The sequence below is a fragment of the Arthrobacter sp. TJ-217 genome (genome assembly GCF_058269255.1).
Genome location: NZ_JBZCNJ010000002.1, coordinates 530,400 through 556,796 on the forward strand (window position 1 = coordinate 530,400; position 26,397 = coordinate 556,796).

Sequence of the window (26,397 nt, forward strand, 5' to 3'; positions counted from 1 at the left end):
CACAGGCAATGTCCACGGGGGTGTGCTTCGGCTGACTAGATTTACAGGGTACTAGCTCAACCTGTCCTGCGGGTGGAAAGTTCCGCGGCTGGATAGTCTTGGGGCATGTGCAACAGCTCCGATTATTCCCCGGGCAGTATTCCCCAGCCGTACCGCGCCGAGGACCCGGCCGCGGGATCCGGCGGAGGGCAGGGGCCGGCACTTGCCGTTCCGGGGGGTGTGGAGGACCTGCAGGCGGTGAAGGCGCGTGCTGCCGAGAGCGGCGGTCAGCGGCGCAAACTCGAATACCCGCCGCTGCCCGAACCGCTGCCGGTGCCCGTCATCGACAACCACACACACCTCGACTTCCGTGACGGACTCGTGCAGGTGACGCTCCGCGAGGCCCTCGACGCCGCCGCCGCGGCCGGAGTCCGCGGAGCCGTGCAGGTCGGGTCCGATCTGGAATCCTCGCGTTTCACAGTGCAGGCCGTCGATGCCGATCCCCGGCTGCTTGGGGCAGTCGCACTGCACCCCAACGACGCCCCGGTCCTGGCCGAGAACGGCACCCTCGAGGCGGCCCTCGCTGAAATCGAGCAGCTGGCCGCGCACCCGCGCATCCGCGCGATCGGGGAGACCGGCCTCGATTACTTCCGCACCCCACCGGGCGGCATCAAGAACCAGCGGTACTCCTTCGTGCGCCACCTCGACATCGCCAAGCGGCTGCGGCTCGCGCTGCAGATCCACGACCGCGACGCCCACGACGACGTCGTCGACACCCTCCTGACCGAGGGCGCCCCCGACCGGGTCGTCCTCCACTGCTTCTCGGGGGACGCGGCCCTTGCGCGGATCTGCAACGAAAACGGCTGGTACATGTCCTTTGCGGGGACGGTGACCTTCAAGAACGCGCAGAACCTCCGCGAGGCGCTGCTGCTCGCCGATCCGGCCCTCGTCCTCACCGAGACCGACTCGCCGTTCCTCACCCCGCACCCGTTCCGGGGCCAGCCGAATGCCTCCTATGTGGTTCCCTATACGGTCCGTTTCATGGCCGAGGTGCTCGGCGCCGACCTCGAGGAACTGTGCGGCAGGCTCACCTCGAATACTGAAGCGGTCTACGGGTCCTGGGACTGATCCGGCGCCGCCCCGGCGGTGGAAGCGTGGCGCGGTTTGCGGTTCAGGTCACATTTCGATTACGGTGACACTCATTAGCCGGGGTCGGGGAAGGCTTTCCGGACTAATACCGTTCACTGCAGGTCGAAATCGGGCAGCGCGTCTGTGTTGCCGCCCTTCGGCCTGCTCCTGATCTGCCTGCGCAGCGCCGGCGGCTATTGCCGTTCGGGGCGCGCCTGCCGTCCTGCCGTTTTGCGCAGGGCCGCGGGCCGCCGCGGTGCTGACGTTCCCCGTGCCCGGAGGTTCAGCGTAATGGGGGACTGGATGTCGAAGCATAAGGGTATGCGGCTGCTCAAAAAGGCCGGCCAGGGCGTTGTGATGGGAAGCCTCGTATTTGGGCTCGTTGCCTTCGTGGGCAACGGCAAGGAGGTTCGCCTCAGCGTCGACGGCAAGGCAACGGCAGTGCAGACCTACGGCGCGACAGTGCAGGAAGTCCTCGCCAAGGCGAACGTCTCCCTTACCGAGCACGACCGCGTCAGTCCCGCCCTCGCGACGGAGGTCCGGGACGGCACGACAATCCGGGTGCAGAAGGCCCGCCCCGTCCCGCTCGTCCTCGACGGCTCGGCCACGACCCTCCACACGGTCGGGGCAACTGTCACCGACGTTCTTTCCGAACTCGGGGTTCCCCGCGGTTCGAAGGTCTCGGAGGCCGGAAGCACGCCGCTCAAGGCCCTCGACGGCCCCCTGACAATCACCACGCCCAAGAACGTGACCGTCACCGTCGACGGCCGCACGAAGGCCGCAACCACCACCTCCGCCTGGCTCGGAGAGCTGCTCACCGAGCTGCGCATCACCCTCGGCCCCGAAGACAGGCTTTCAATTCCCTCCTCCTCGGCCGTCGTGAACGGGATGGGGCTGAAGATCACCCGGGTTGAGAGCGGCAAGAGAATCACAGTCACCAAAGCCCTCCCGTTCGGCAGCACGGTCACCGAGGACCCCCGCCTCGCCAAGGGCGAAAAGGATGTCAAGATCGCCGGCGTGCGCGGTGAGCGCACCCAGGTCTTCTCCGTTGACCTTGTCGACGGCAAGGAAGTCTCCCGCACCCTCCTGAGTGACAAGGTGACCCGCAAACCTGTCGAGGAGCAGATAGCCCTCGGCACCAAGGAGCCGGTGAAGAAGGCCGAGCGCGCCGAAGTTGCCGCCGCACCCGCCCGGCCCGCCCAGCCCGCACGGGCCCGCGGCGGCGCGCAGCCGGCCGGTGGCCCGTGGGCGGCCCTCGCCCAGTGTGAATCCGGTGGAAACTGGTCGATCAATTCCGGCAACGGCTACTACGGTGGGCTGCAGTTCAGCGAGTCGAGCTGGCTCGGCGCCGGTGGCGGGAAGTACGCCCCGCTGCCGCATCTCGCCTCGCCCGGTGAGCAGATCGCCACCGCGGAGGTGCTGAAGCAGAACGGCGGCTGGGGGCACTGGCCCTCCTGCTCCGCCAAGCTCGGCCTCGGCTGACGGTCAGGGGCGCGGCGTCAGGCCGTCCCGACCGGTCGGGACAGGAGCCGCGGCGGGCCCGGGAGCACCGCTGCTGAAACGCGCCGGGCGCCCGGCGGCTACCATGACTAGGTGACTTCGCCCTCGACAACGCCGCCCCCCGCACCGCTCTTCGGAGCAGCCGACATCCGGCGGCTCGCGGCCGAACTGGACATCCGTCCGACCAAGACCCTTGGCCAGAACTTCGTGATCGACGGCAACACCATCCGCCGCATCGTCGCTGCCGCGCAGCTTGGACCCGCCGACATCGTCCTCGAGGTCGGTCCTGGCCTCGGTTCGCTCACCCTCGGCCTCCTCGACGCCGCCGAGCGCGTCGTCGCCGTTGAAATTGATCCGGTTCTCGCCGGCAAGCTCAACGCGACGGTGCGTCAGTGGCGGCCCGAGCGTGCCGGCGCACTCGACGTCGTCCTTGCCGACGCCCTGCGGGTGACGGAGCTTCCGCACGCGCCGACGGCGCTCGTCGCCAACCTCCCGTACAACGTCGCGGTGCCTGTTGTGCTCAACCTCCTCGAGCGCTTTCCCTCACTGCGCTCAGGGCTCGTCATGGTGCAGGACGAAGTAGCCGACCGCCTCGCCGCCGGCCCCGGTTCGAAGGTATATGGAGTGCCGTCGGTGAAGGCAGCCTGGTATTCGCGGATGTCGAAAGCCGGAGTGGTCGGCAAGAACGTCTTCTGGCCAGCGCCGAAGATCGCCTCGGGCCTCGTCCGGTTCACCCGGCACGACCCTCCGGCGACCAAGGCCTCCCGGGAGGAAGTCTTCGCCGTGATCGACGCGGCCTTCGCCCAGCGGCGGAAAACGCTCCGCGCTGCGCTGGCGCCCTGGGCGGGAAGCGCACCGCAGGCCGAGCAGGCCCTGCGGCAGGCCGGGGTGGACCCCACGGCGCGCGGGGAAGTCCTCGACATCGAGGCATTCGCCCGAATCGCCGAGGCCCGGGGCGCGCTCCCGCTGCAGGAGGCGCAGTAGGGCAGGAGGGCCGGCCCGTCGGTCCTTCGGCGCCCCGGGAGGGCGCTTCCGTGGCGCTGCGATTTTCCGCAGATTCGGCAGTGATCTAAGTTTGACTCTATGGTGTCGGGCAGAGCAGGGGATATGCGGATTGGCCCGCGGACCGTGAGGGTCCGGGCGCCGGGCAAGATCAACGTCTCGCTTCGGGTGGGCCCGCCCCGTGAAGACGGGTATCACGGCATCGCCAGCGTCTTCCTCGCCGTCTCCCTGTATGAGGAGGTCACTGCGACGGGCACCGACGGCGACGACGTCACCGTCAGCGTCAACGGCCAGGGAACCCTCAACCTGCCGCCGGAGGCGATCCCCCTTGACGCAACGAACCTTGCGGTGCGCGCCGCGCACCTGCTCGCCGCCGTCAGCGCCGGCTCGACCGGGGTGCACCTGGACATCACCAAGCGCGTACCGGTCTCCGGGGGCATGGGCGGTGGGTCGGCCGACGCCGCCGCCGCGCTGCTCGCCTGCGACGCCCTGTGGGGCTGTGGTTTCTCCCGGGACGAGCTGGCCAAGATCGCCGTTGGCCTTGGCGCCGACGTCCCGTTCGCGCTGCTTGGCGGAACCGCGGTCGGCCTCGGTGTCGGCGAGCGGCTGACTCCCGCCATCTCGAAGACACCGCTCCACTGGACCCTTGTGCCGGCCGACTACGGACTGGCGACCCCCGTCGTGTACCGGCTGCTCGATGAAATCCGGCTGCGCAACGGCGAGGAGCCCCCGCTGCAGCCGGAAATCGATCCCGCAATCCTTGGCGCGATGCGCGCCGGTGACGCCCTTGCCCTTGCGCCGCTGCTCCACAACGACCTCCAGCGGCCGGCACTGGAACTGGCCCCCGGGCTTGGCGATATCCTAGAGGCAGGGCGTGCAGCAGGCGCGCTGGCGGGTATCGTCTCGGGCTCCGGTCCCACTGTGGCATTCCTGGCCCGAAGCGCCGGGCATGCGCTCGATCTTGAGACGCGGCTCGCCGCAGAGGGCCTTCCCGCAGCCGCGGTCCACGGGCCGGCGCACGGGGCGCGGATCGTTCCCGACACCATCACCGGCTGAACCTCCCGCCGGCAGCACTTTTACTGAAAGCAGTTTTCCTTGGCACATCTTCTCGGCGCTGAAAACCTCAGCGTCGCCTTCGTCACCCGCACCATCCTCAACGGGGTGTCCCTCGGCCTCGAAGACGGCGACCGGATCGGCATGGTGGGACGCAACGGCGACGGCAAGTCGACGCTGATGCGCCTGCTCGCCCAGCGGCAGAGCCCCGACTCCGGCCGCGTGACCCGCCGCCGCGACGTCACGGTGGGCTACCTCGACCAGACGGACGTCCTCGACGGCGCGCTCGAGGTGGGGCAGGCGATCGTCGGCGACCAGGCCGACCACGAGTGGGCGTCGAACCCCAAGATCCGCGACGTCATGGGCGGGCTCGTGTCGGAGGTCGACTGGCATGCGAAGGTGTCCTCGCTGTCCGGCGGGCAGAAGCGGCGCGTTGCGCTCGCGAAGCTGCTCATCGGCGACGACGACGTCATCATGCTCGATGAGCCAACCAACCACCTCGATGTCGAGGGGGTGGCCTGGCTCGCCCGCCACCTGAAGCAGAGGTGGCGGCCCTCGGAGGGCGGACTCCTCGTTGTCACCCACGACCGCTGGTTCCTCGACGAAATCTGCAACCACACCTGGGAAGTCCACGACGCCGTTGTCGATGACTTCGACGGCGGCTACGCGGCCTACGTGCTCGCCCGCGCCGAACGGGACCGCATGGCCACCGTCGTGGAGAGCAAGCGCGTTCAGCTGGTCAAGAAGGAGCTGGCGTGGCTGCGACGCGGCGCTCCGGCGCGGACGGCGAAACCGAAGTTCCGGATCGAGGCGGCGAACGAACTGATCGCCGACGTCCCCGAGCCGCGCGACTCCCTGGCCCTGAGCAAGATGGCGATGGCCCGGCTCGGCAAGGACGTCCTTGACCTCGAGAACGTCAGCCTCGCCATTGATGACGGCGAGGAGCACGAGCGCCCCCTGTTCCGGGACATCACGCTGCGGCTGGCGCCGGGCCAGCGCCTGGGCCTGGTCGGGGTGAACGGTTCGGGTAAGACAACGCTCCTGCGCCTGCTCAACGGTGAGATGAAACCGACCTCCGGCCGGCTCAAGAGGGGCAAGACTGTGAAGACGGCCGTCCTTTCCCAGGAGGTGCGCGAGCTCGACGAGCTCGGCGACAGCAGGGTGATCGAGGTCATCGAGTCGGAGAAGCGTGTCTTCAGCGTCGGCGGCAAGGAAGTTTCGGCGAGCCAGCTCGTTGAGCAGCTGGGCTTCACCAACGAAAAGCAGTGGACCCGGGTGAGCGAGCTCTCCGGGGGCGAGCGCCGCCGCCTTCAGCTGCTCCGCCTGCTCGTCGGCGAGCCGAACGTGCTCATGCTCGACGAGCCCACAAACGACCTCGACACCGACACGCTCTCGGCGATCGAGGACGTTCTTGACGGGTGGCCCGGCACCCTGGTTGTCGTCTCCCACGACCGGTACCTGCTCGAGCGGGTCACCGACACGCAGATGGCACTCCTGGGCGACGGCCGGCTGCGCGACCTGCCCGGCGGTGTTGATCAGTACCTCGAACTGCGCGCCGCCGCCGGCCCGATGACGGCGACCGGAGCGGCCGCGTCTCCCGCGGTCAGCGGGGGCGGTGCGGGCGGATCCTCCTCGGAGGCGGACCTGCGGCAGGCACGCAAGGATCTGGCGCGGATCGAGCGGCAGATCACCAAGCTCGACACCCAGAAGGGCAAGCTGAACCAGCAGATGGGCGAGGCCGGCGCAAGGGCGGACGCCGACTTTGAGTACCTGGCGGGACTGAACGCGAAGCTCTCCGCACTGCAGCAGGAGACCGAGGAACTTGAAGCCCAGTGGCTGCTCGCGGCGGAGGTGCTGGGCGAGTAGTAAGCGCTTAAAAACGAGTATCGGAAGGGCGAAATTACGATGGGTTTCGCCTGAACCGCGGTGTTAGCTAGAGGCTGACCTACGCGAACGAAGATGCTTCATTAGGACTGCTATATGCCTTACGTGCTTGGCGTTGACATCGGAACGAGCTTCACTGCCGCTGCCATAACGCGGCTGGGCAGGGACGCCGTTCCTCCGCCCCAGGTGCTCGGGCTGGGTCTGCGCGGGGGCGCAGTGCCTACGGTGATCTTCCTCAGCGAAGACGGTTCGACCCTGGTCGGCGAAGCCGCCGAGCGGCGCGGACTTGACTGCCCCGAACGGGTGGTGCGCGAGTTCAAGCGGCGCATCGGAGACTCGGTGCCGATTGTTGTGGGAGACGTCAGCGTCGCCCCCGAGGACCTCTTCGCCACAATGGCCCGCTGGGTGGTCGACCGTGCAGAGGAGCGCGAAGGTGAAGCGCCCGAGGCGGTCACGCTCACCCACCCGGCCGCCTGGGGCGAGTACAAGAAAACCCTCGTCCGGCAGGCACTGGCAGGCGTCGGCCTCGCCGACGTCGTGCTGCTCAGCGAACCGGAGGCTGCAGCGCTGCACTATGCCTCCCAGGAGCGCGTGGAAACCGGAAGCGCCATCGCGGTCTACGACCTCGGCGGCGGCACCTTCGACGCCGCAGTCCTGCGCAAGAACGAATCCCAGTCCTTCACCGTCCTTGGACGTCCCGGCGGAATCGAGCGGCTGGGAGGCGCGGATTTCGACCACGCCGTCTTCGCCCACGTTGCCGCCAGCGCGGGGGAAGCCTTCTCCCGGATAGATCCCTCCGATCCGGAAACGCTTTCGGCATTGTCGAGGCTGCGCAGGGAATGCACCGAGGCCAAGGAGGCGCTCTCCGCGGACTCCGAGGCGACAATCCGCCTGCTGCTTCCTGGTGTTTCCTCATCGGTGCGCCTCGTGCGGTCCGAGTTCGAAGCGATGATCGATGGTCCGGTGCAGGAGACCCTCGCCCTGCTCGGCGAGGTGATGCAGGCAGCTGAGGTCGAGGCCGCTGACCTCTCCGCCGTGCTGCTGATCGGCGGATCCTCACGCATTCCGCTCGTCGCCGAACTGTTGTCCGACGAACTGAACCGCCCGATCGCCATCGACGCCGACCCCAAGGCGTCGATTTCCCTCGGCGCCGCCTTCGCTGCGGCGTCCCTTGTCGAGTCGGACGACGACGATGCCGTTGCCACCCTTCCGGTGGTTGGGGCCGGAGCCGCCGGAGCTGCCGGATTCGAGGCAGCTGCCCCGGTGCGCCCGGCCTTCGCCGAGGGGCACGCACCGATCCTCCCGGCGGGCGCCCACGGACAAGCGGCCCGGTCCCGCAGACGGGTCCGGGTGGCCGCCGTCGTTGCCTCCGCCGCCCTCGTCACCGGCCTGACCGCCACGGCGGCGCAGAGCCCCACCTTCTTCGGTGCCGCGAGTGCCCTCGCCGAGTCGAACGGCACCGTCGAAACACAGGCCCCCGCCGAGACCGGTGCGCCGGCCGGCCCCGACACCGGCGAGGCGCAGGGGCCGGCCGAGAGCTGGTTCGCCCAGGCGACCGAGGAGGCAGGGCTCGGCGCAGCCCAGGCGCAGGGCGGGGAAACCGACGAACCGCAAAAGGGCGCCAAGCCTTCGTCCACCCGTTCCTCCGACGACAAATCCCCGACGGCGAAGCCGAACTCAACCGCCACTCCGTCGCAGGGCCCCAAGACATCCGACGCTGCCAAACCGGGGGACACGCCGAAACCGTCGCCGACGACGCCCGCGCCGTCACCCACGACCGGCGCGCCGTCACCCACGACCGGCGCGCCGACGCCCGGCTCGACCCCGGGCGACAACCCCTCGCCGGCCCCGGATCCGGACCCGACCACTCCGGCCCCGAATCCCGTGCCGACCACCCAGCAGCCGGCACCCACCACCCCGGCGCCCGCTCCGGACCCCGCTCCTGCTCCGGCCCCCGATCCCGACCCGGCTCCTGCTCCGGACCCGGATCCCGCTCCCGCTCCAGACCCGGACCCGGCTCCGGAACCCGAGCAGACATTCACACCCACCTCGGCTCCAGAACCGGAGCCGGTTCCCACCGACAGCGGCGAACCGCCTGTAGCGCCTGAGGGATGATCAACGGCATGGGGGCCGGATTTATGGGGGTGGCAGTGCGGGGAGCGGTACGTGGAGCGGCGGCTGCCTCGTTCCTCAGCGAGATTGAAAACAGCGCCGCCACGCCGGGGCTGCGGGTCGTTGCGGGGATCGCCGGCGCCGGCGGCTCGGGCAAGACGGCGCTGCTCGATGCCGTCGAGGAGCACTACCGCGCCGCAGGGGCCGAGGTCCTGCGCGGGGCGTCGGCCCTCGACCTCCCGCCGGGCAGCGGGCACACCGCAGTGCTCGTTGACGACGCCCACCTCCTCACCAGTTCGGATATCGAGCGCATCTCGACCCTTGTCGAGGACCGCGCGGGGACGGTGATCGTCGCATACCGGCCCCATCCCCGGCCGCCGGCGCTCCGGCCGCTCCTGGCGGCCCTTGAGCAGCACCACCCGACGGTGGTCCTCGGGCCGCTGACGCGCAGCGAGATTTCCGCCCATGCCGGCGCTGCCCTTGGCACGCCCGTGCCCCCGGGCCTGGTCGAACTCGTCACCGAGCTGACCGGCGGAATGACCTGGCTCGTTCAGCGGCTCCTCACGGGCCTGCAGCAGGAGGGCTGGCAGCCCGGATCGCCCCGAGCCGTTCCCCGAAGCGTTTTGGACAATCTTGCCTACGACCTCGACGAAGTGGATCCGGCGCTGCGTGGGCTGCTGCTCGCCCTCTCCGTGGGCTTCGGACCCCGTCAGGTTCCGCCGATGGCCGAACACGGCGACGAAGCGGTCGATGCCATCCTCGCCCGGGGGCGGGCAGCGGGGTTCCTGCTGCCCGACGGCAGGATCGCGCCGCTCGTCCGCCGCGCGGTCCTGCTGACCACCCCGAAATACCACGTGCGCGGGCTTCAGCAGGCGCTTGTCGACACCCTTGCCGCCGATGGGCTCCCACTGGCCGAAGTCGCCCGGGACCTGGCGCGCGACGGATTCACCGACCCGCGGGTGGCGGCGGCACTCGAGCAAGCGGGGGACGCCGCCCTCGCCGAGCAGCCCGACCTTGCCGCGGCCCTGTACGAGGAGGCGGCAACGGCGGGCGGGAACGGACTCCCCACCGCCGCCCGGCGTGCCCAGGCAGCGGCGGCAACCGGAGACCTCGACGGGGCCTGCCGCATCCTCGACCAGCTCCTTGCCCAGGATTCGATCCCCGACCTGACCCGCGCCGTCGACGTTTCCGCATCGGTGTGGGCCCAGCGGGGCATGCTTTCGCGCGCTGCGGAGGTCTACCGGTGGCTCGGGGAGACCCGGGCGGGCGGCTCCGCAGCCCTCGCCGCTGTCGCAATGATGGGCAGCGGTGACCGCGACGGCGCGGAATCGATGCTTCAGAGCGCCGCTTCGTCCGGCTCCCCGACCCTGCTCGCGGTGTCCGTTGCGTTGATGGGGCAGGGAATTGCCGACTCGCTCGGCCCGACGCCCACCCAGGCCCTCCCCGTGCTGATCCGGGCCTCGGATATGATGACCGCCTCGGGCCAGGCCGTGCCCCTGCCCGATTCCCCTGCCGCCCTTGCCGCACTCGTTGCCTTGAACAGCGGGGAACTTGAGGTTGCCGAGTCCGTCCTTGACGCCGCCCTCAACGGTCGGCAGGGGGGAGCCGCGGCACGCCCCCGGCTCCTGCTCCTGCGGGCCTGGACGGCCCTGCAGCAGGACCAGCCCGAAAGGGCGAGCACACTCGCCGCCGAAGCGGCGTCGGCGCCGGGCGGCATGCCACCACGCGACGAGTTCTTCCACACCGCACTCCTTGTGGGCCTTGCGCGGCGCACAGGTGACGTTCCAACGCTTGTCACTGCATGGCAGCGGGCGAGGGAAGGAATCCTGCGGATCTCGATCGACCTTTACTGCCTGCTTCCGCTCGGTGAGCTGCTTGTCGCCGCAGCACGGCTACGCGATTCCGCGCGGCTCGACTTCCAACTCAACGAGGCGTGGGCGCTGCTGGCCCGGCTCGGCAAGCCCGCCCTGTGGTCGGTTCCCCTGCACTGGTCCGCCGTCCAGGCGGCGCTGCTTTCCGAGCGGCCCGGAGATCTCGCCCCGCATGCCGCCGCACTCGTGCGGGCGGCCGGCAGCTACCATCTGGCCTCGATCCTCGCTGCGGCCGGACGGGCCTGGATTTCGGTGCTCGCGGGCAACTTCGCTGTCGATACAGTCGAGACCGCTGCGCGCGAACTCGCTGCCACCGGGTTCCGGTGGGACGGCTCACGCCTTGCCGGACATGCCGCAGCGCGTGCCGACGACCGCCGGGACATGGCACGCCTCATGGCGTGCGCACGCGACCTCCACCCCACGCTGCCCGCCAGTGCGCCTACACCTGCGCAAAGCGCCCCAGCCGGAGCCGGAGCCAGGCGCCGTCCGGCCCCCCGCCCGAGAGCCGCCGCAGGCGACGGTTCAGGACTCAGCGCCCGGGAGCGCGAAGTGGCACGCCTTGTGCTCGAGGGCAGGACCTACCGGGAAATCGGTGAGGCGATCTTCATCTCACCGCGCACCGCCGAGCACCACATCGCACGGATCCGCCGGCGGCTCGGCGTCACGAACCGGGCCGACCTGCTCATCCAGCTCCGCCTGGCCCTCGGACGCACCGACGACACCGCCGACTGACCGGCCTCCCCGCATCTTCGGAACACCGGAACACGGCAACACAGAAAACCGCCGCCGCAGGCCGGCCCGTCCTTCGCCTCGTCCTTCGCCCGGGCCCGTCGGCACCCCCAGCCCGTCGTGCGCCCCGGCCCGCCGGAAGCCTCGGCGTCCGGGCTCAGCGGGGCCTCCGATCCCGGGAGAGGGCAAAACCCCTAACCCGAAAACCCCTAACCCCCTGTACAGGCATTCCCCCAAACCCCTAACCGGTGCCCGTTAAGGAGGGGGGACGGCCCCGATGGCGGGGTCCGCAGCCGGTTCTAGGTTTGATTCAAGCCAGCAGCCAGCTCGGCGGTTACTGAGAAAACACTCTTCAGATTGAGGGAGCATCCAATGCCTACACTCGCCACAACCCTTCTCGAATTCCTGATGAACCTGTTCAAGGACCCCGAGGCCGCTGCCGCATTCCAGGAGGACCCCGAGGGCGTCCTCGCCGAAGCAGGGCTCGGCGGAGTCTGCATGGAAGACGTCGACGCGGTCATGCCCGTCATCGTTGACTACGCCCCCGTTACCGTCGACTCCTCGTTCGACCGCAACTACAACACCGGCGGCAACACCTCCACCGTCGACGGCGGCAACGGCAACGGCGGAGTGAGCGTCGGTCCGATCGGCGTTCCGAGCACGGGCGGCCACTCACACGGTCCCGGCCAGGGCCACGACCACAACGACCACGCCCACGCGGTGCAGCAGCTGACGCACGTCGTCAACAACTACTCCTACACCTCGAGCATCGATGACCGCGACACGATCACCGACCAGTCGGTGAACCAGAACATCTGGGCCAACGGCGACGTCACCCAGATGTTTGACAACGATGCCATCATCGCCTCGGGCGACGGTGCAATCGCCGCCGGCGGCGACGTTGCAGTGGACAACTCGACGGACAACGCCGCCGATGAGACCACCAACAACACCACCAACAACACGGTCACTGCGGGAGACAACGCGGACATCGAGATCGGCAACACCGACATCGAAACCAACATCGACGTCGACATCGACGCCGAGAACTCCTTCAACGACAACTCCACCGAGAACTCCAACAATACGGAGAACTCGAACAACGAGACCCACGAGAACTCGCACAACGAGACCCACGAGAACTCCCACAATGAGGACAACTCGCACCACGAGGACAACTCGAAGGACGAGACCCACAACGAGACGCACAACTACACCGACAACTCGCACACCGACGTGAACATCGAGGATTCGTTCAACGAGGTCAACGTCGAGGATTCCTTCAACGAGGACTCCTACAACGAGAACTCCTACAACAACGAGAACTCGCACAACGACAACTCCACCGATGTCAAGGTTGAGGACTCGTTCAACGAGACGACCACCGAGACCGTGAACATCGACGACTCGTTCAACGAGACCGACAACTCGACTCACGTCGATGTCGAGATCGACGACTCGTTCAACGAGACGGACAACTCGACCAACGTTGAGACCGGTGACATCGACGCCGAATTCACCTCGATCGAGGACTCGGTTGTCCTGGTCGACAACGAGATCGCCATCGAAGAAGCCGACGTCGACGTAGACACGGCCCTCTAGGGAACAAAGACTGTCTCAAGAAGCGCAGATCGGCCCGTCAGGAAGCGTGCTTCCAGGCGGGCCGATCTGTAGTGTCGTCTGAAGCAATCCTTCCGGATAGGGGCATCTGTGGTCGAGTTGGTTCAACTGGTGGAGCACGGCATCAAACTGGTGAGTGCGGGGGACCGGGCGGACCTCCGCCGGCGCCTCGAGCAGACCCGGAAACGCCTGCTCGATCCAAGCGTCCGCGTGATCGTTGTCGGTGAGTTCAAGCAAGGCAAGAGCCAGTTGATCAACGCCCTCGTCAATGCGCCGGTATGCCCGGTCGACGATGACATCGCCACCTCCGTTCCAACCGTCGTCCGCCACGGCGATGCTGCATCCGCCGTCATTGTGGTCCCCAAGGACGGCGGTGACGATTCCGACTCCGAGCCCGCCCTTGAGCGCCGCCCCGTGCCGCTTGCCGACATCGCCACCTACGTCTCCGAAAAGGGAAATCCCGGCAATTCCCGCCGGATCGTCGCAGCGGAGGTGTCCCTTCCGCGCAAGATCCTCACCGGCGGGCTTTCGATCATCGACTCGCCGGGGGTCGGCGGCCTCGATTCGGCCCATTCGCTGACAACGCTGACCGCGCTGCCCACCGCAGACGCAATGCTGCTGGTCTCCGATGCCTCCCAGGAGTACACGGAGCCGGAGATCCGGTTCCTGCGCCACGCCATGCGGATTTCGCCCAACGTCGGATGCGTGCTCTCCAAGACCGACCTCTACCCGCAGTGGCGCAGGGTCGAGGAACTGGACCGCGCGCACCTTGACCGCGTGGGTGCCGACATCCCGCTGATCCCCGTGTCGTCGGACCTGCGTCTCCACGCTGCCCGGCTGAAGGACAACGACCTGAACACCGAGTCGGGGTTCCCCGCCCTCGTGAGCTATCTGCGCAGGGACGTCCTCGGAAAGGCGGAACGGCTCCAACGGCGTTCGGTCGCCCAGGACCTCCTGTCCATCACCGAGCACCTGCGCCTGTCGCTGCAGTCCGAGCTCAGCGCCCTCGAGGATCCCGAGGGAACGCCCTTGATGATCGCCGAGCTCGAGGCCTCCAAACAGCGCGCCGACGAACAGCGCCGCCGCTCGGCCCGCTGGCAGATCACCCTCAATGACGGGGTGAGCGACCTCATCGCGGACATGGAATACGACCTCCGCGACCGCCTGCGGAAAATCCAGCGCGACGCCGAGCAGGCGATCGACGAGGGCGACCCGGGGCCAACCTGGGAGCAGTTCGCCGAGTGGCTCGAACAGCGCGTGGCCTCGGCGGTTTCAGACACTTTTGTCTGGACCAATGAACGCGCCCAGTGGCTCTCCGAACAGGTTGCCGAACACTTCGTCGAGGACGAGGTGCCGTTGCCCGTGCTTCAGGTATCGGACACCGAAGACGTGCTCAGCCCGGTGGACCAGGTTGCCCAACTCGACCCGGGCCGGATCGGGCCGATGCAGAAAATCCTCATCGGCATGCGCGGATCCTACGGCGGCGTCCTGATGTTCGGCCTGCTCACCGGCATCATCGGGATGTCCCTGATCAACCCCTTCTCGGTCGGCGCCGGGCTCCTGCTGGGCCGCAAAGCCTACCGCGAGGACAAGGAGGCCCGCCTGAAGCGCCGGCAGGGCGAAGCGAAGGCGCTGGTGCGCCGCCAGATCGACGACGTCATCTTCCAGGTGGGAAAGCAGCTCAAGGACCGGCTGCGGCTCGTCCAGCGCGCCACGCGCGACCACTTCACCGAGATCGCCGAGGAGCATCACCGCTCACTGGCAGATTCTGTGATGGCGGCCCAGAAGGCCGCAGCGAGCTACAAGCTCGAGCGCGAGCAGCGCATCCGCGAGATCCGGGCTGAACTGCAGCGGGTTGATGCGCTGCACGGGCAGGCTGGCAGGCTCGCCGCCGAACCGGCACCTGCCGCAGGGACGTGAGCGGTGAGATGAGCGCCGACGTCGCGGCGCTCCTTGATGAGGCCCAACAGGTCTACGACGACGACCCGGCGGCCCGCGCCGCGCTTGAGGGGTACGCGCGGCGGCTCGAGGAGCCGCTGCGCGTTGCCGTGGCCGGGATGGTCAAGGCGGGAAAATCCACACTCCTCAATGCCATCATCGGTGAGCAGATCGCCCCGACCGATACCGGCGAGTGCACGAAGGTCGTCACCTGGTACCGCCACGGGGACACACCTCGGGTGACGATGTATCCCATCGCGGGGGAGCCGCGCCTGCTTCCCGTGCGGCGGCCGGAGGGCCGGCTCCAGTTCGATATGGGAGCCACGACCGCGGAAGAGGTCGAACGGATCGTTGTCGACTGGCCCGCGAAGAGCCTCAGGGACATCACCCTGATCGACACCCCCGGCATTGCCTCGCTCTCCGAAGACGTCTCGGCGCGGTCGACCACGTTCCTCACCCCCGAAGATGCGCCCTCGGAGGCGGACGCCGTGGTCTACCTGATGCGCCACCTTCACGCGAGCGACCTGAACTTCCTCGAGGCGTTCCGGGACACCGCGGCAGGGCAGTCGGGCACAATCAACGCCCTCGCTGTCCTGTCCCGGGCCGACGAGGTGGGGGCGGGCCGCATCGACGCGCTCCTATCGGCCCAGAAGGTGGCCGAGCGTTACCGGAGCGATCCCGACCTGCGCGCCCTGGCGATGGGCGTCATCCCGGTCGCCGGCCTGCTGGCCCAGAGCGCAAGGACCCTGCGCCAGAGCGAGTTCGCGGCCCTGGCCCAGCTCTCCCGCCTCGAGCGCGCCGACCGCGAACTGATGCTGCTCTCAGCCGACCGCTTCCTGCGGTCCCAGCCCGGGGTGGAGATCACCGCCGAGGACCGCGCGGCGCTTCTCGACCGGTTCGGGCTGTTCGGCATCCGCCTAGCTTCGGCGCTGCTCCGCGGCGGGATCTCCGACCCGACTGTGCTCGCCCACGAGCTTGCTCGGCGCAGCGGGCTCGACCAGCTGCTGCGGCTGATCTCGCGGCAGTTCCAGGAACGGGCGACGCACCTGAAGGCCCGAACCGCGCTCCACGCCGTCGAGGCACTGCTGCGCGAGCGGCCCCGGACAGGTGCGGAGCGGCTTTCCGCCTCCCTTGAGCGGATTCAGGCAAGTGCCCACGAGTTCCGGGAACTGCGGCTCCTGGCGACCCTTCACACCGAGGGGCTTGCCCTTGCCGCGGACCTCGCGGCCGACGTCGAACGGCTGGTCGGCGGGTATGGCATCGCCCCTGCGCAGCGGCTGGGGCTGGCGGACGAGGCGTCCGTCGAGGAGCTACGGAACGGGGCCATGGCGCAGCTGCGCCGGTGGCGCACGGTGGCTGAAAACCCCCTGACCGACCGTACCGCCGTGGAGGTCTGTTCGATCGCGGTGCGCAGCTGCGAGGCCCTGCTGGGCGGGCTCACGGAAGGCTCAGGGGCGCCTGGACCCGGCGGCGCCGTCCCTGAACCAGGCGCCGGCCCGGGGGAGCAGGCTGAACACGAGCGCCGCACCGGCTAGCACCGCCTGGGCCGCGAGGAGAAGGACGAAGTACATTCCCTCGGCGCCGGGAGCCGCCAGGAAGGCGGCCGCCACAAGCATCACGCCGAATTGGATGATCAACATCACCAGCAGCGCCCACCGGGCCCATCCGCGCCGCCGCAGGAGCACCGAGAGCAGGGCAGCCTCTATGACGATGACGAGAACCACTGCCCCGAGGCTGCCCCAGAATGCGATTGAAGCAACCGTGTCAAGGGTCTCGGCGTCCTGCTCCGCGTCGACTGCTGCAACGCTCTGCCGCAGCCGTTCAAGCTGAGCGTCGCGGTTGAAGAAGCTGAGCACGGCCGCGCCAAGCCCGACGAGGAAACTCATCAACCACAGCACGCGGGATACCTTGACGGGCCCGTTCGGCGGCACCTGAACATCGATCGGGGCAGGGGCCGTGGCAGCCATGGCCGGGCGGGGCGGCTGGGTGTTCCGCCTGCCCTCGGGCCCCGTGGATCCTGGGGTGCCCACCGGCTCCCGGGCCTGATCGGGGGCGCTTACCGGACGGCCGTCGTGGGATTCCTGTTCCTGAGACATGGACGTAATCTAGCACCGCAGGCACGGATGGGTACCGGGAATTTGGCAAGTAGTCCGCCCTCGAGAACGAGTAGTTTCTACTCTGTTCCGCCTGAGGCGGGCGCGCCTAGCGTGAATGCCATGACTACAAACAATGACACAAAAGTCCACGGCCGCCGCCGGAAGCAGGTAGCCCCTCCCGCAGGCAGGCTCAAGGCAGGTTGGGCGATTGCAGCCGCTGCGGCCGTGATCGTGGTCGTCGTCATCCTTTCGCTCTAGATCTCCCGCCCGAGGGTTCCGGGTTGCCAGCCGCCCCGGTCCGACCGGAAGGGGCCCGGCCGCCAGCGCCGGCGCCACCCCGCAACACCGGGGCCAAGCGCCACTGCCATCTCCCCGGAAGCACCCATTCCTCAGCACCAACCTGCATGCCCGCACCTGCCGCCGGACCCTGAAACGGTTTCCCACCGTCGTTCCGGCGGCAGTCGGCGTTAAGCCACCTCCGGGCCGCCGTGGAACGCGGTGCCCTCCCTGTGCCCAAGATCTCCCTCCCGCCGAAGCGCCCGGGATTGCGCTCCCGTCGAAGCACACTGCCGGCAGTGTCGAAATGCCCCGCCGCGGTCTGCTCCCGAACCATTGGGGGGCCCGCCTCAACGCGCCGGCGGCCGCACCCACCCGTCGGGCGGGCCGCCGAACCGGGTTCCGGATCGGGGGGCTCCGGCCGCAGGCCGTGGCAAGGTGCTGCGCGGCGGTCCCGGACCGCGGCCCGGCTCGCTGTAGCTAATTGAACATGGCAGACTAGATACCCGTGTGCACATGCCTGCGGCAAGCAGGCCATGCGCATGGTCCGCCCTGGTGTAACGGCAGCACCCCAGCCTTTGGAGCTGTGGAGTATAGGTTCGAATCCTATGGGCGGAACGGCGGACACTGCCGGGTAACATGGCCGGGTGGGCCGCCCGCCAGGCCGACACACCCAACAGGTAGGAGCGCTTCTTCGTGAGCCACCAGAACGCAGCCACTGCGACGGCACCAGCTCAGCAATCCCCGCCACCGGCCGCAGTGATCGTTCTCGCTGCCGGGGCAGGCACGCGAATGAAGTCCCGCACCCCCAAGATCCTTCACCCGCTGGGTGGGCTCTCGATGGTGGGCCACGCCCTCGCGGCAGCGCGCCAGCTTTCCCCGGAGGCGCTCGCCGTGGTGGTCCGCCACGAACGCGACCGCGTCGCCGCAGCCGTGACCGAGCTCGACGACCAGGCACTGCTGGTCGACCAGGACGAGGTTCCCGGCACCGGCCGCGCCGTGCAGGTTGCCCTCGAAGCCCTCGACGCCGCCGGATCCCCGATCACCGGAACCGTCGTCGTCACCTACGGGGACGTTCCCCTCCTGACTGCCCAGACCCTTAACACCCTCGTGGCCGAGCACACCGCCGGTGGGAACGCCGTCACGGTGCTGACCGCGGTGCTCGATGACGCGACCGGCTACGGCCGCATCCTGCGCGCGGCCGACGGCACCGTCACGGCAATCGTCGAGCATAAGGATGCCACCGAGGCCGAACGCCAGATCCGCGAGATCAACTCCGGCATTTACGCCTTCGACGCCGCGCAGCTGAGGGAGGCCCTGCGGTCGGTCACCACCGAGAATGCCCAGGGCGAGATGTACCTCACCGACGTGCTCGGCATCGCCAGAAGCCAGGGTGGCCGGGTCGCCGCACTCGTTTCGGAAGACCGCTGGCAGGTGGAGGGCGCGAACGACCGCGTCCAGCTCGCCGCCCTCGGTGCGGAACTCAACCGGCGCATCCTGGACCAGTGGATGAGGGCCGGAGTGACGATCGTCGATCCGGGCACAACCTGGATCGATGCCACAGTGGTCCTTGACGAAGACGTCACGATCCTTCCCGGAACGCAGCTTCACGGCTCGACCTCCGTGCACCGGGATGCGGTCATCGGCCCCGACACAACCCTCACTGACGTCGTCGTTGGCGAAAACGCCAACGTGGTGCGCACCCACGGCAGCGGAGCCCGCATCGGTGCTGGAGCATCGGTCGGTCCCTTCACCTACCTTCGGCCGGGCACCGTTCTCGGCGAGGAAGGCAGGATCGGCGCCTTCTACGAAACCAAGAACGTCACGATTGGCCGGGGCTCGAAGCTTTCCCATCTCGGCTACGCCGGCGACGCAGAAATCGGCGAGTACACAAATATCGGCTGTGGCAACATCACCGCCAACTACGACGGCGTTCACAAACACCGCACCGTGATCGGTTCACACGTGCGCACCAGCTCGAACACGGTCTTCGTTGCGCCCGTCACGGTGGGCGACGGCGCCTACACCGGCGCCGGGGCCGTTGTCCGGAAGAACGTTCCCGCCGGAGCCCTCGCCCTCAGCATCGCGCCGCAGCGCAACGCCGAGGGCTGGGTTGCCAGCAAGCGCCAGGGCAGTGCGGCCGCCGAAGCCGCTGCCAAAGCGAACGAGACAACGGCGGCGACAACCACGGAAGAGAGCACCACGGCATGAGCGAAATTACGGCGCACGGAGAAAAGAAGCTGGTTCTCGCCTCGGGCCGGGCACACCCGGAACTCGCCGAGGAGATTGCCAGCTGGCTCGGCACCGAGCTCCTGCCGGTTTCCGCTTACGACTTCGCCAACGGCGAGATCTACGTCCGCTCCGGAGAGAGCGTCCGCGGCACGGACGTCTTCGTCATCCAGGCCCATCCTGCTCCCCTTAACAACTGGCTCATGGAGCAGTTGATCATGGTCGACTCCCTGAAGCGGGCTTCCGCCAAGCGCATCACCGTCGTTTCACCGTTCTACCCCTACGCGCGCCAGGACAAGAAGGGCCGCGGGCGTGAACCCATCTCCGCTCGTCTCGTCGCCGACCTGTACAAGACGGCCGGCGCCAACCGCCTGATGTCGGTGGACCTCCACACCTCGCAGATCCAGGGCTTCTTCGACGGGCCCGTCGACCATCTGATGGCCATTCCGCTGCTCGCTGACTACATCCGCTCCCGGGTCGACGCCGACAACGTCACCGTTGTTTCCCCCGACACCGGCCGCGTGCGCGTAGCAGAGCAGTGGGCCGAGCGCCTCGGCGGGGCACCGCTGGCGTTTGTCCACAAGAGCCGGGACCTGACCGTGCCCAACCAGGCGGTCTCCAAACAGGTAGTGGGACAAGTGGCCGGCCGCACCTGCGTGCTGATCGACGACATGATCGACACCGGGGGAACGATCTCAGGTGCCGTGCAGGTCCTGAAGAATGCGGGAGCCAAGGACGTCATCATCGCCGCCACGCACGCCGTCTTCTCGGACCCCGCGGCGCGGCGGCTCGCCGAATCGGGTGCCCGCGAGGTTGTTGTCACGAACACCCTGCCCATCCCCACGGAGAAGCGCTTCCCCCAGCTCACCGTCCTCTCAATCGCGCCGCTCATCGCCCGTGCGATCCGCGAAGTCTTCGACGACGGCTCCGTGACGAGCCTTTTCGACGGCATCGCCTGACCCTGCGCGACACGGCGCCGGCACCGCATCGCCGGCGCCGCCGCCTTTTGACGTGCTCGTGCGCTCTTCGGACCCTTGGGCCGCGTCTCAAGTACTTGAAGGGGCATACTTGGGCCCCTCGAGTAGTGAGTAGCGCGAAACTGAGTAGTCCGCTGAGCAGGGTTACGGACAATCTAGGTAACGGTCTCGATTTACCCGTAGCCTCCACTCGTGCCACCACCTGACCACCTTCCTAGGCTGTGAACTAGCAAGACACACAGTCCGGGGTAGAGAAGGTCTCAAATGTGGTCTCAAAATGGCTTTTGTCGTCGTGGAGTGCTCAGGTGTAGATACACAGCGGCCGGGAGGCGGCCATGACCGCGCTCCTGCCGGGAACCTTTTTCATCGGCCGCGAGGAGCTCAAGGCGGGAATCGCGCAGGCACTTCGCCACCCGCGTTCCGTCGGCGCCCTCCTTGTCGGGGGGCCTGGGGTCGGAAAGACAGCACTCCTCCAGCACTGCCTCCGCGGAGAAGCCGGGTTCCACATCGTTCACGTCCGCGGCTCCGCCTCGTCCCAGGACCTTCCCTACCGGGCCTTGAGCTTCCTGCTCTCCGAGCTCGAACCGGAGACGCTGGCACACCCGGTCATGGTGCTTCAGGCACTGACCGGCGTGCTCCACCAGCACGCCGAGGGCAAGCCGCTGATCATCGCGGTCGACAATGCGGAACACCTCGACCCCTTTTCCTCGGCCCTGATCAGCCAGCTCGTCCTTTCGGACACCGTCCGGGTGGTGCTCGCCGTCAAGGATTTCGCCCGGGCGGACAGCGCCTTCATGGCGATGTGGTGCGACGGATCCCTGCGCCGGTTCGATGTTCCTCCGCTGAGCTTCGATGAGTCGGTCCGGTTCATCGAGGCCGAGCTCGGCGCTCCGGCGTCGCGGGAAGCCGCGGAAGCGCTGTGGAGCCTGAGCGGGGGAAACCCCCGCTCCCTGAGGGCCGCGGTCCACGGCCTGGTGCGCCGGCACCTCCTGGTCCGGAACAACAGCTTCTGGGTGCTTCTTCCCGGGCGGCTCGTCCTGGGCCGGGAGCTCACGGAGGCGGCGTCCCCCCTGCTCACCGCGAGCAGGCCGCGGCGGCGCATCGTTCAGCTTATTGCGCTTGCCGGGTACCTGCCATGGGCGATGCTGCTTGAGCACTTCGACGCCGAAGATCTCGACGCCCTGCAGGAGTGTTCGCTGATCGAGGTCGACCACGGGCCGTCCCCCGTGGCGCGCTGCTCCAGCACGGCGATGGCCGATGCCATCGCCGAGACCGTGCCGGCAGAAGAGGCCTGCGCCCTGTACCGCCAGTTCTGCGGCTTCGAAGGGGCCCGAGCCGTCCTCGACGACGAGCCGGCGCGCCACGCGTTCTGGCTGCTGCGTTCGGGAATGCCGCTGCCCGACGGGGTCGCTGTCGCCGGTGCGCAGGCCTCGAACCACCGGGGCCGGTACGCCTGCGCCGCACTGATCGCCGCCCAGGGGCTGGAGCAGTCCTTCACTCCGGCTCTCGCCCTCGAGGCGGTTGCCGCCGCCACAGGGCAGGGAGACTACGAGACGGCCGACGCCGCCGCCGCGTCCCTGCTTGCGAAAGCCGGTTCCGCACTCGGCGGGGCTGAGCTCATCCGCCTCCATCTTGCCTCGGCCGCGCTTTCCCGAAGGCTGGGCCGTGACGGTGCCCCGCTCCGGCTCGACGAAGCCGAAGCGGTGCTCGGGGGCCTCGCATCCACCCTCGCTGAGGGAACGCTCGCAACGCTGCGCGGGGAGCTGCTCCTCGCCCGGGCAGAACAGGCATCCTTCGACGGGAACTACAGGGTCAACGCAGACATGCTGGCGCCGATCGCCGCAGCCGACGACGACGGCAGCAACCCCGAGTTCCGGGTCCGGATCCAGACGCTGCTGTGCGAGGCATGGGCGATGACCGAATGCCAGCTCGAGGCGATGGACCTCGCTTCCTCCCTGGCGCGGAACCTCGGCGGAAGCGGCATCAGCTCGTCGGCAACAACGGCGGCCGCCCGCACCATCCGCGAGGTATACCGCCTGGTCGGCGCAGGGTCCGAAGGTGAACGCGTCCTCGAGGCCGCCGGCGTCTATGCCGACGGCGTCAGGGCGCACCGCGGAACGCCCGGGATCATCGAGACCGGGATGGCCGAAGCGGCGCAGGGCAGGGCCGACGCGGCGCTTGCGGCCCTCCTTCCGGCGTTCAACCAGCTGCAGGTACGGGATCCGGAAGGGCAGCTGCCCGTGGCCGCTGCCGTCATCGCGTACTGCTACGCGCTCGGGCGCGACCTCGAACAGGCAATCGCGTTCCTGCCGCTGAGCGAGGCCGGGCGGGGAAGCCCCTGGAAGGTGCGCCGCGCCGCACGCCATTTCCAGCTGCTCACCTCCTCCGTGCTCGAGGTGAAGGCCGACGCCGCGCGGGACCTCACCAGGCTCAGCGCCGAGGACCAGGAACGCGGCGCCAGCACGTGGGCACTGATTTCACTGTGCCGGGCCGTGCGGCTCGGTGAACGCGCCGCGCTTGACCGGCTGGGGACCGTCGCAGCGAAAACGCAGGGCCCCCTTGCGCGCACCTGCGAGCTCTACGCGAAGGGCCTTGGAAGCAACGACGCCGAGCTGCTGGTGCAGGCCGCCGAGCTTGCCGCAGCCTCCAGTGACGCCGGTTTCGCGGCCGATGCAGCCCAGGCGGCGCTGCGCAGCGCCATGGGAACGCGGGACAAGAACGCCCTCCGGCAGCTCCAGCGGAGGGTTCGGGACATCCTTCCCGAGGCCGCAGCCTGGAGCAGCGCAGGGTCCGGCCTCGACCGGCTTACCGCGAGGGAACGCGAGGTCGCCCAGCTGGCGGCGGGCGGCGCAAGCAATAAGGCAATCGCGCAGCGGATGTTCGTTTCCGTCCGCACAGTCGAGGGCCATCTCTACCAGGTCTACTCCAAGCTGAATGTCTGCACGCGGAATGAGCTTACCGAGCTCGTACCGGCCGAAACGCAGCCATGAGGGATCCAGCCCTGGCCGGGGACACCCTCCTGGTGGGCCGCGGGCCGCTGCTCGATGCCCTTCAGGACGCGGTCACCCGCCCCGACCTGCACGGCGCTTTCGTCGTTGGGGACACGGGAACCGGCAAGACGGCCCTCGCGCGCCACCTCATTGACCGGGTTCGGGCCTCGGCCGTCCCTTTCCTGCTGCATCCGGGGCCCGCGCCGGGAAACGTCCCCTACGCCGCCCTCGCGCCGTTCCTCGGTTCGGCGACGGTGCGCGACATGCAGTCGTCGCTGTCGGTGCTGCGGATCCTCATCTCCTTTTTCCGGGAGGAAGCCCAGGGCCGGCCGGTGCTGTTGGTTGTCGACGACGCCCACGAGGTCGACGACGAAAGCAGCCGCCTGCTCTCGCAGCTCGTGACCTCGCGTACCGTCAAGCTCGTCGCGTTCGCCAGGGCGCTGCCGCCCCGCTCGGAGGAACTGGTGGCGCTCTCGCACGAAGGGCTGCTTGCCCGTTTCGAGGTTGGGCCGCTCGAGCCGTCGGAGGTCGACGAGGTGTGCCGCCAGGTGCTCGGCGGCGACCTTGTCCGTGGCGTCAGCGACAGGCTGCGCGAGCAGTCAGGCGGGGTGCCGCTGTTTCTCCGGGCGCTCCTCGACCAGCTGCTCGAGAATGGCGGGCTCACGGAGAACGACGGCGTATGGTCGCTCTCAGATGAACTCCAGGAACTCCCGCCGTCCCTCGTGGATCTGGTCCGCGGCATCACGCTGCGGCTTCCGCCCGAGGAGCGGAAGGCGTTCGAAGTCCTCGCGCTGGCCGAGCCGGTACCGTTCGCGGAGTTGACCCGCATGAGCGACGAGAACGCCGTCGCGAACCTGCTCGAGGCAGGTCTGATCGAGGGGCTGCCGACCTCCCCGGCGTTCGCCGTCAACGCGCACGCGCTGTACGGCAGGGCGATGCGCGAACTGATACCGGCCGGAAGGAGCGCCAGCCTGCACGAGGAAATGATGGGCGGCGCCGTCCCAGTGCCAACGGTGGGCAGGGGTGCGCTCCGGCGCCTTCACTGGGACCTCGACTGCGGGCAGGTACCCCCGGACGGCGCGCTGCTTGACGCCGCCCGCAGTGCCCACCGCATTTTCGATGTGCAGTCGGTGCTGCGATTCGCCGGGGCTATGCGCGACGGTGAGCACGACGCGGAGGCCCGGCTGGCCCTGGCACGTGCACACCTGGCCCTCGCCCACCTCCACGAGGCGGGGGAGCTGCTGCGTGGAGTGGCCCAGGAGGCCCACTCGCTCGACGTGGCGGCCGACGCCGTTGTCCTGGGCGCTGAGCTGGCATTGCGCCAGGGCCAGCCTCCGGCCCGCCTCCAGGCTCTGGCCGATCAGTGGACCGCCCTGGCCGGGCAGCGCAGCACCGCTGCCGGTGCCGATCCGGGCACCGGCGCATCAGCAGGGCGCATCCTTCTCCTCCGGTGCCTCGGCCTGAACCTCGAGGGCAGGTTCGCCGCGTCAGAATCCCAACTGCGGTCCCTCGTCGCTGCGGCGGACGACCCGCGGACCCAGGCGCAGGCGCAGGCACTGCTCGGGGAGGCCCTCGGCTGGCTGGGAAGGAGCACCGAGGGCAGGGCGCACACCGCGGCGGCGCTGGCAATGGCGCAGGCCGAGCCGGCCCTTTCCGACCTCACCGGATTCGTCTTCTCCCGCCATCTGGTCCTGCTGCTCCATGCCGGTGAGTTCACCGAGGCGGAAACCGCGCTTGCGGCAGCCTCCCGCTGGCCGGAGAAGGACTACTCGTTCATCGGCGGGACGCTTGCCGCCCTTGACGGAGCCTTGGAAGTGCGCCGGGGCCGGTTCAGCGCCGGACTCGTGAAACTCCGTCCGGCGCTTGAGGCACTGCGCCGCTCCGACCGCGACCTCGTCCTGCCGTACACGCTCGCGGTGGCGGCCCTGGCTGCCGGTGCGCTTGAGGACCGGGAATCGGCCCAGTCGTGGGCGGCGGAGTTCCGCAAGCTCGCAAGGCGTGGAAGCCGGGCACTGTCGCTTGTCGGATCCGCCTTTGTTACGGCCGCCGAGCTACCTCCGCAGAGCCTGAACGGGCAGCTCGACGGACTCCGGGCCCTTGCCGCCGACGCCCGGAACGCGTCAATGCCGACCTGCGAGAAGGAACTCCTCGAGATCCTTGTCACGCTCGGCGACCGGCGGGCTGCACCCCGGCTTGTCGAGCTTTCCGAGGGGCTGGAGGGCAGGGAGGCCGTTCTCCTGAGGAGTTATGCGGCGGCGGTCGTCGCCCAGGACCCGGAGCAGCTGCTGGCAGCCGGCGACCGCGCGGAGATCGGCCAGAAACACGTACTCGCTGCGGATGCCTGCCTGAGGGCCATGCACCTGTTCACCCAGAGGGGTGACCGCAAGGCCCAGCGCTCGGTGCTGCAGGTGGCGCGGCGCCGGCGCCGGAAACTTGAGGGATGTGCCTCGACGATGCTTGGTGAGCTCGAACCGTCAACCCAGCTGACGGAGCGGGAACGGGAGATCGCGGGTCTCGCACTTGAGGGCGCGTCGAACCGGGCCATCGCCTCCGCCCTGACCGTTTCCCCTCGGACGGTCGAAGGTCATCTTTACCGCATCTATGCGAAACTGGGGATCACCCGTCGGGAGGAACTGAACGCCGAGTACGAGGCGATTATCCGCGGAGAATGAGTCCTGTCGAGACCCTCGACCGCCGGCCCAGTATGAACCCGTGTGCGTGGAGTAGCGGGAAGCCAAGGAACAGGTAATTCGCGCAGAAGGACGGGTTACCACTACTCGTGTTCCGCGCCCGGGGACTTCCTAGAGTTGTAGACGCCGGACAAGGCATCAGCGCAACGACGCACTGGTACTGCCGGTCCCCGGAACCGGGTCGGCGGCGTCGAAGTCTTCTTGAGACCAGGACTTCATCCCCAGCCGCCGCCGACCCCTCCGTTCCGCCCTCCCGATGCCCCTCCGCCTCCGCGCGGACCAGGTCTCCGCCGTGCGTGCTGTAGGATTGAACGCGATGCCTA

At 68.7% G+C, this 26,397-nt stretch carries 16 protein-coding genes and 1 tRNA gene; 16 read left to right on the plus strand and 1 reads right to left on the minus strand.

Annotated features, from left to right (window positions below; all coding sequences use genetic code 11):
• Positions 1-105 precede the first annotated feature (105 nt).
• The 10 genes from AC4D2R_RS05575 to AC4D2R_RS05620 all read left to right on the plus strand — a co-directional run bounded on the left by AC4D2R_RS05575 (position 106) and on the right by AC4D2R_RS05620 (position 16,351).
• The gene (locus AC4D2R_RS05575; protein ID WP_490938284.1) at positions 106-1,107 is read left to right on the plus strand and encodes a TatD family hydrolase; all 1,002 of its coding nucleotides are present in this window, start codon (positions 106-108) and stop codon (positions 1,105-1,107) included.
• Positions 1,108-1,428: 321 nt separating this feature from the next.
• The gene (locus AC4D2R_RS05580; RefSeq protein ID WP_490938286.1) at positions 1,429-2,589 is read left to right on the plus strand and encodes a resuscitation-promoting factor; all 1,161 of its coding nucleotides are present in this window, start codon (positions 1,429-1,431) and stop codon (positions 2,587-2,589) included.
• 111 nt (positions 2,590-2,700) lie between these two features.
• Entirely contained in the window at positions 2,701-3,591 is an 891-nt protein-coding gene (gene rsmA / locus AC4D2R_RS05585; protein ID WP_490938290.1) for a 16S rRNA (adenine(1518)-N(6)/adenine(1519)-N(6))-dimethyltransferase RsmA, read from the plus strand.
• Positions 3,592-3,714: 123 nt separating this feature from the next.
• The gene (locus tag AC4D2R_RS05590; RefSeq protein ID WP_490938294.1) at positions 3,715-4,665 is read left to right on the plus strand and encodes a 4-(cytidine 5'-diphospho)-2-C-methyl-D-erythritol kinase; all 951 of its coding nucleotides are present in this window, start codon (positions 3,715-3,717) and stop codon (positions 4,663-4,665) included.
• A 39-nt stretch (positions 4,666-4,704) separates the two neighbouring features.
• Positions 4,705-6,528, plus strand: coding sequence for an ABC-F family ATP-binding cassette domain-containing protein (locus AC4D2R_RS05595; protein WP_490938298.1), 1,824 nt, complete (start codon positions 4,705-4,707; stop codon positions 6,526-6,528).
• Between the two features lie 114 nt (positions 6,529-6,642).
• Positions 6,643-8,661, plus strand: coding sequence for an Hsp70 family protein (locus AC4D2R_RS05600; protein ID WP_490938300.1), 2,019 nt, complete (start codon positions 6,643-6,645; stop codon positions 8,659-8,661).
• A gap of 8 nt (positions 8,662-8,669) precedes the next feature.
• Entirely contained in the window at positions 8,670-11,261 is a 2,592-nt protein-coding gene (locus AC4D2R_RS05605; RefSeq protein WP_490938302.1) for a LuxR C-terminal-related transcriptional regulator, read from the plus strand.
• A 369-nt stretch (positions 11,262-11,630) separates the two neighbouring features.
• Positions 11,631-12,860, plus strand: a complete 1,230-nt coding sequence (locus AC4D2R_RS05610) for an IniB N-terminal domain-containing protein (RefSeq protein ID WP_490938305.1) — start codon at positions 11,631-11,633, stop codon at positions 12,858-12,860.
• A gap of 108 nt (positions 12,861-12,968) precedes the next feature.
• On the plus strand, positions 12,969-14,798 hold the full coding sequence (locus tag AC4D2R_RS05615; protein ID WP_490938307.1) for a dynamin family protein: 1,830 nt from the start codon (positions 12,969-12,971) through the stop codon (positions 14,796-14,798).
• A gap of 8 nt (positions 14,799-14,806) precedes the next feature.
• A complete protein-coding gene (locus tag AC4D2R_RS05620) occupies positions 14,807-16,351 on the plus strand; it encodes a dynamin family protein (protein WP_490938387.1) in 1,545 nt (514 codons plus the stop codon).
• On the opposite strand, the gene AC4D2R_RS05625 is transcribed toward AC4D2R_RS05620, so the two are convergent.
• Positions 16,265-16,912 (minus strand): hypothetical protein, encoded by a 648-nt coding sequence (locus AC4D2R_RS05625; protein WP_490938309.1) that lies wholly within the window; start codon positions 16,910-16,912, stop codon positions 16,265-16,267. The two genes, AC4D2R_RS05620 and AC4D2R_RS05625, sit on opposite strands and share 87 nt — an antisense overlap.
• A 120-nt stretch (positions 16,913-17,032) precedes the next feature.
• Between AC4D2R_RS05625 and AC4D2R_RS05630 the strand changes: the two genes are divergently transcribed.
• From AC4D2R_RS05630 to AC4D2R_RS05655, 6 genes are all read left to right on the plus strand, one after another.
• The gene (locus AC4D2R_RS05630) at positions 17,033-17,170 is read left to right on the plus strand and encodes a hypothetical protein (RefSeq protein WP_490938311.1); all 138 of its coding nucleotides are present in this window, start codon (positions 17,033-17,035) and stop codon (positions 17,168-17,170) included.
• A gap of 564 nt (positions 17,171-17,734) precedes the next feature.
• Positions 17,735-17,806: transfer RNA gene (locus AC4D2R_RS05635), tRNA-Gln, on the plus strand.
• Positions 17,807-17,884: 78 nt separating this feature from the next.
• Positions 17,885-19,399: a bifunctional UDP-N-acetylglucosamine diphosphorylase/glucosamine-1-phosphate N-acetyltransferase GlmU gene (gene glmU, locus AC4D2R_RS05640; RefSeq protein ID WP_490938313.1), complete on the plus strand. Its 1,515-nt coding sequence runs from the start codon at positions 17,885-17,887 to the stop codon at positions 19,397-19,399.
• Positions 19,396-20,376, plus strand: coding sequence for a ribose-phosphate diphosphokinase (locus AC4D2R_RS05645; RefSeq protein WP_490902331.1), 981 nt, complete (start codon positions 19,396-19,398; stop codon positions 20,374-20,376). Before glmU ends, AC4D2R_RS05645 begins: the two co-directional genes overlap by 4 nt.
• Before the next feature lie 353 nt (positions 20,377-20,729).
• Positions 20,730-23,384: a LuxR C-terminal-related transcriptional regulator gene (locus tag AC4D2R_RS05650; RefSeq protein ID WP_490938315.1), complete on the plus strand. Its 2,655-nt coding sequence runs from the start codon at positions 20,730-20,732 to the stop codon at positions 23,382-23,384.
• Positions 23,381-26,056, plus strand: a complete 2,676-nt coding sequence (locus tag AC4D2R_RS05655; protein ID WP_490938317.1) for a helix-turn-helix transcriptional regulator — start codon at positions 23,381-23,383, stop codon at positions 26,054-26,056. Before AC4D2R_RS05650 ends, AC4D2R_RS05655 begins: the two co-directional genes overlap by 4 nt.
• The last annotated feature ends 341 nt before the right edge of the window (positions 26,057-26,397 follow it).

Excerpts from the sequence above, each read along its gene's own strand:
- AC4D2R_RS05600 (WP_490938300.1), top strand. The coding sequence starts at position 6,643 with ATGCCTTACGTGCTTGGCGTTGACATCGGAACGAGCTTCACTGCCGCT.
- AC4D2R_RS05575 (WP_490938284.1), top strand. The coding sequence starts at position 106 with ATGTGCAACAGCTCCGATTATTCCCCGGGCAGTATTCCCCAGCCGTAC.
- AC4D2R_RS05605 (WP_490938302.1), top strand. The coding sequence starts at position 8,670 with ATGGGGGCCGGATTTATGGGGGTGGCAGTGCGGGGAGCGGTACGTGGA.
- AC4D2R_RS05620 (WP_490938387.1), top strand. The coding sequence starts at position 14,807 with ATGAGCGCCGACGTCGCGGCGCTCCTTGATGAGGCCCAACAGGTCTAC.
- AC4D2R_RS05625 (WP_490938309.1), bottom strand. The coding sequence starts at position 16,912 with ATGTCTCAGGAACAGGAATCCCACGACGGCCGTCCGGTAAGCGCCCCC.
- AC4D2R_RS05630 (WP_490938311.1), top strand. The coding sequence starts at position 17,033 with ATGACTACAAACAATGACACAAAAGTCCACGGCCGCCGCCGGAAGCAG.
- AC4D2R_RS05650 (WP_490938315.1), top strand. The coding sequence starts at position 20,730 with ATGACCGCGCTCCTGCCGGGAACCTTTTTCATCGGCCGCGAGGAGCTC.
- AC4D2R_RS05655 (WP_490938317.1), top strand. The coding sequence starts at position 23,381 with ATGAGGGATCCAGCCCTGGCCGGGGACACCCTCCTGGTGGGCCGCGGG.
- AC4D2R_RS05590 (WP_490938294.1), top strand. The coding sequence starts at position 3,715 with ATGCGGATTGGCCCGCGGACCGTGAGGGTCCGGGCGCCGGGCAAGATC.
- AC4D2R_RS05645 (WP_490902331.1), top strand. The coding sequence starts at position 19,396 with ATGAGCGAAATTACGGCGCACGGAGAAAAGAAGCTGGTTCTCGCCTCG.
- AC4D2R_RS05610 (WP_490938305.1), top strand. The coding sequence starts at position 11,631 with ATGCCTACACTCGCCACAACCCTTCTCGAATTCCTGATGAACCTGTTC.
- AC4D2R_RS05580 (WP_490938286.1), top strand. The coding sequence starts at position 1,429 with ATGCGGCTGCTCAAAAAGGCCGGCCAGGGCGTTGTGATGGGAAGCCTC.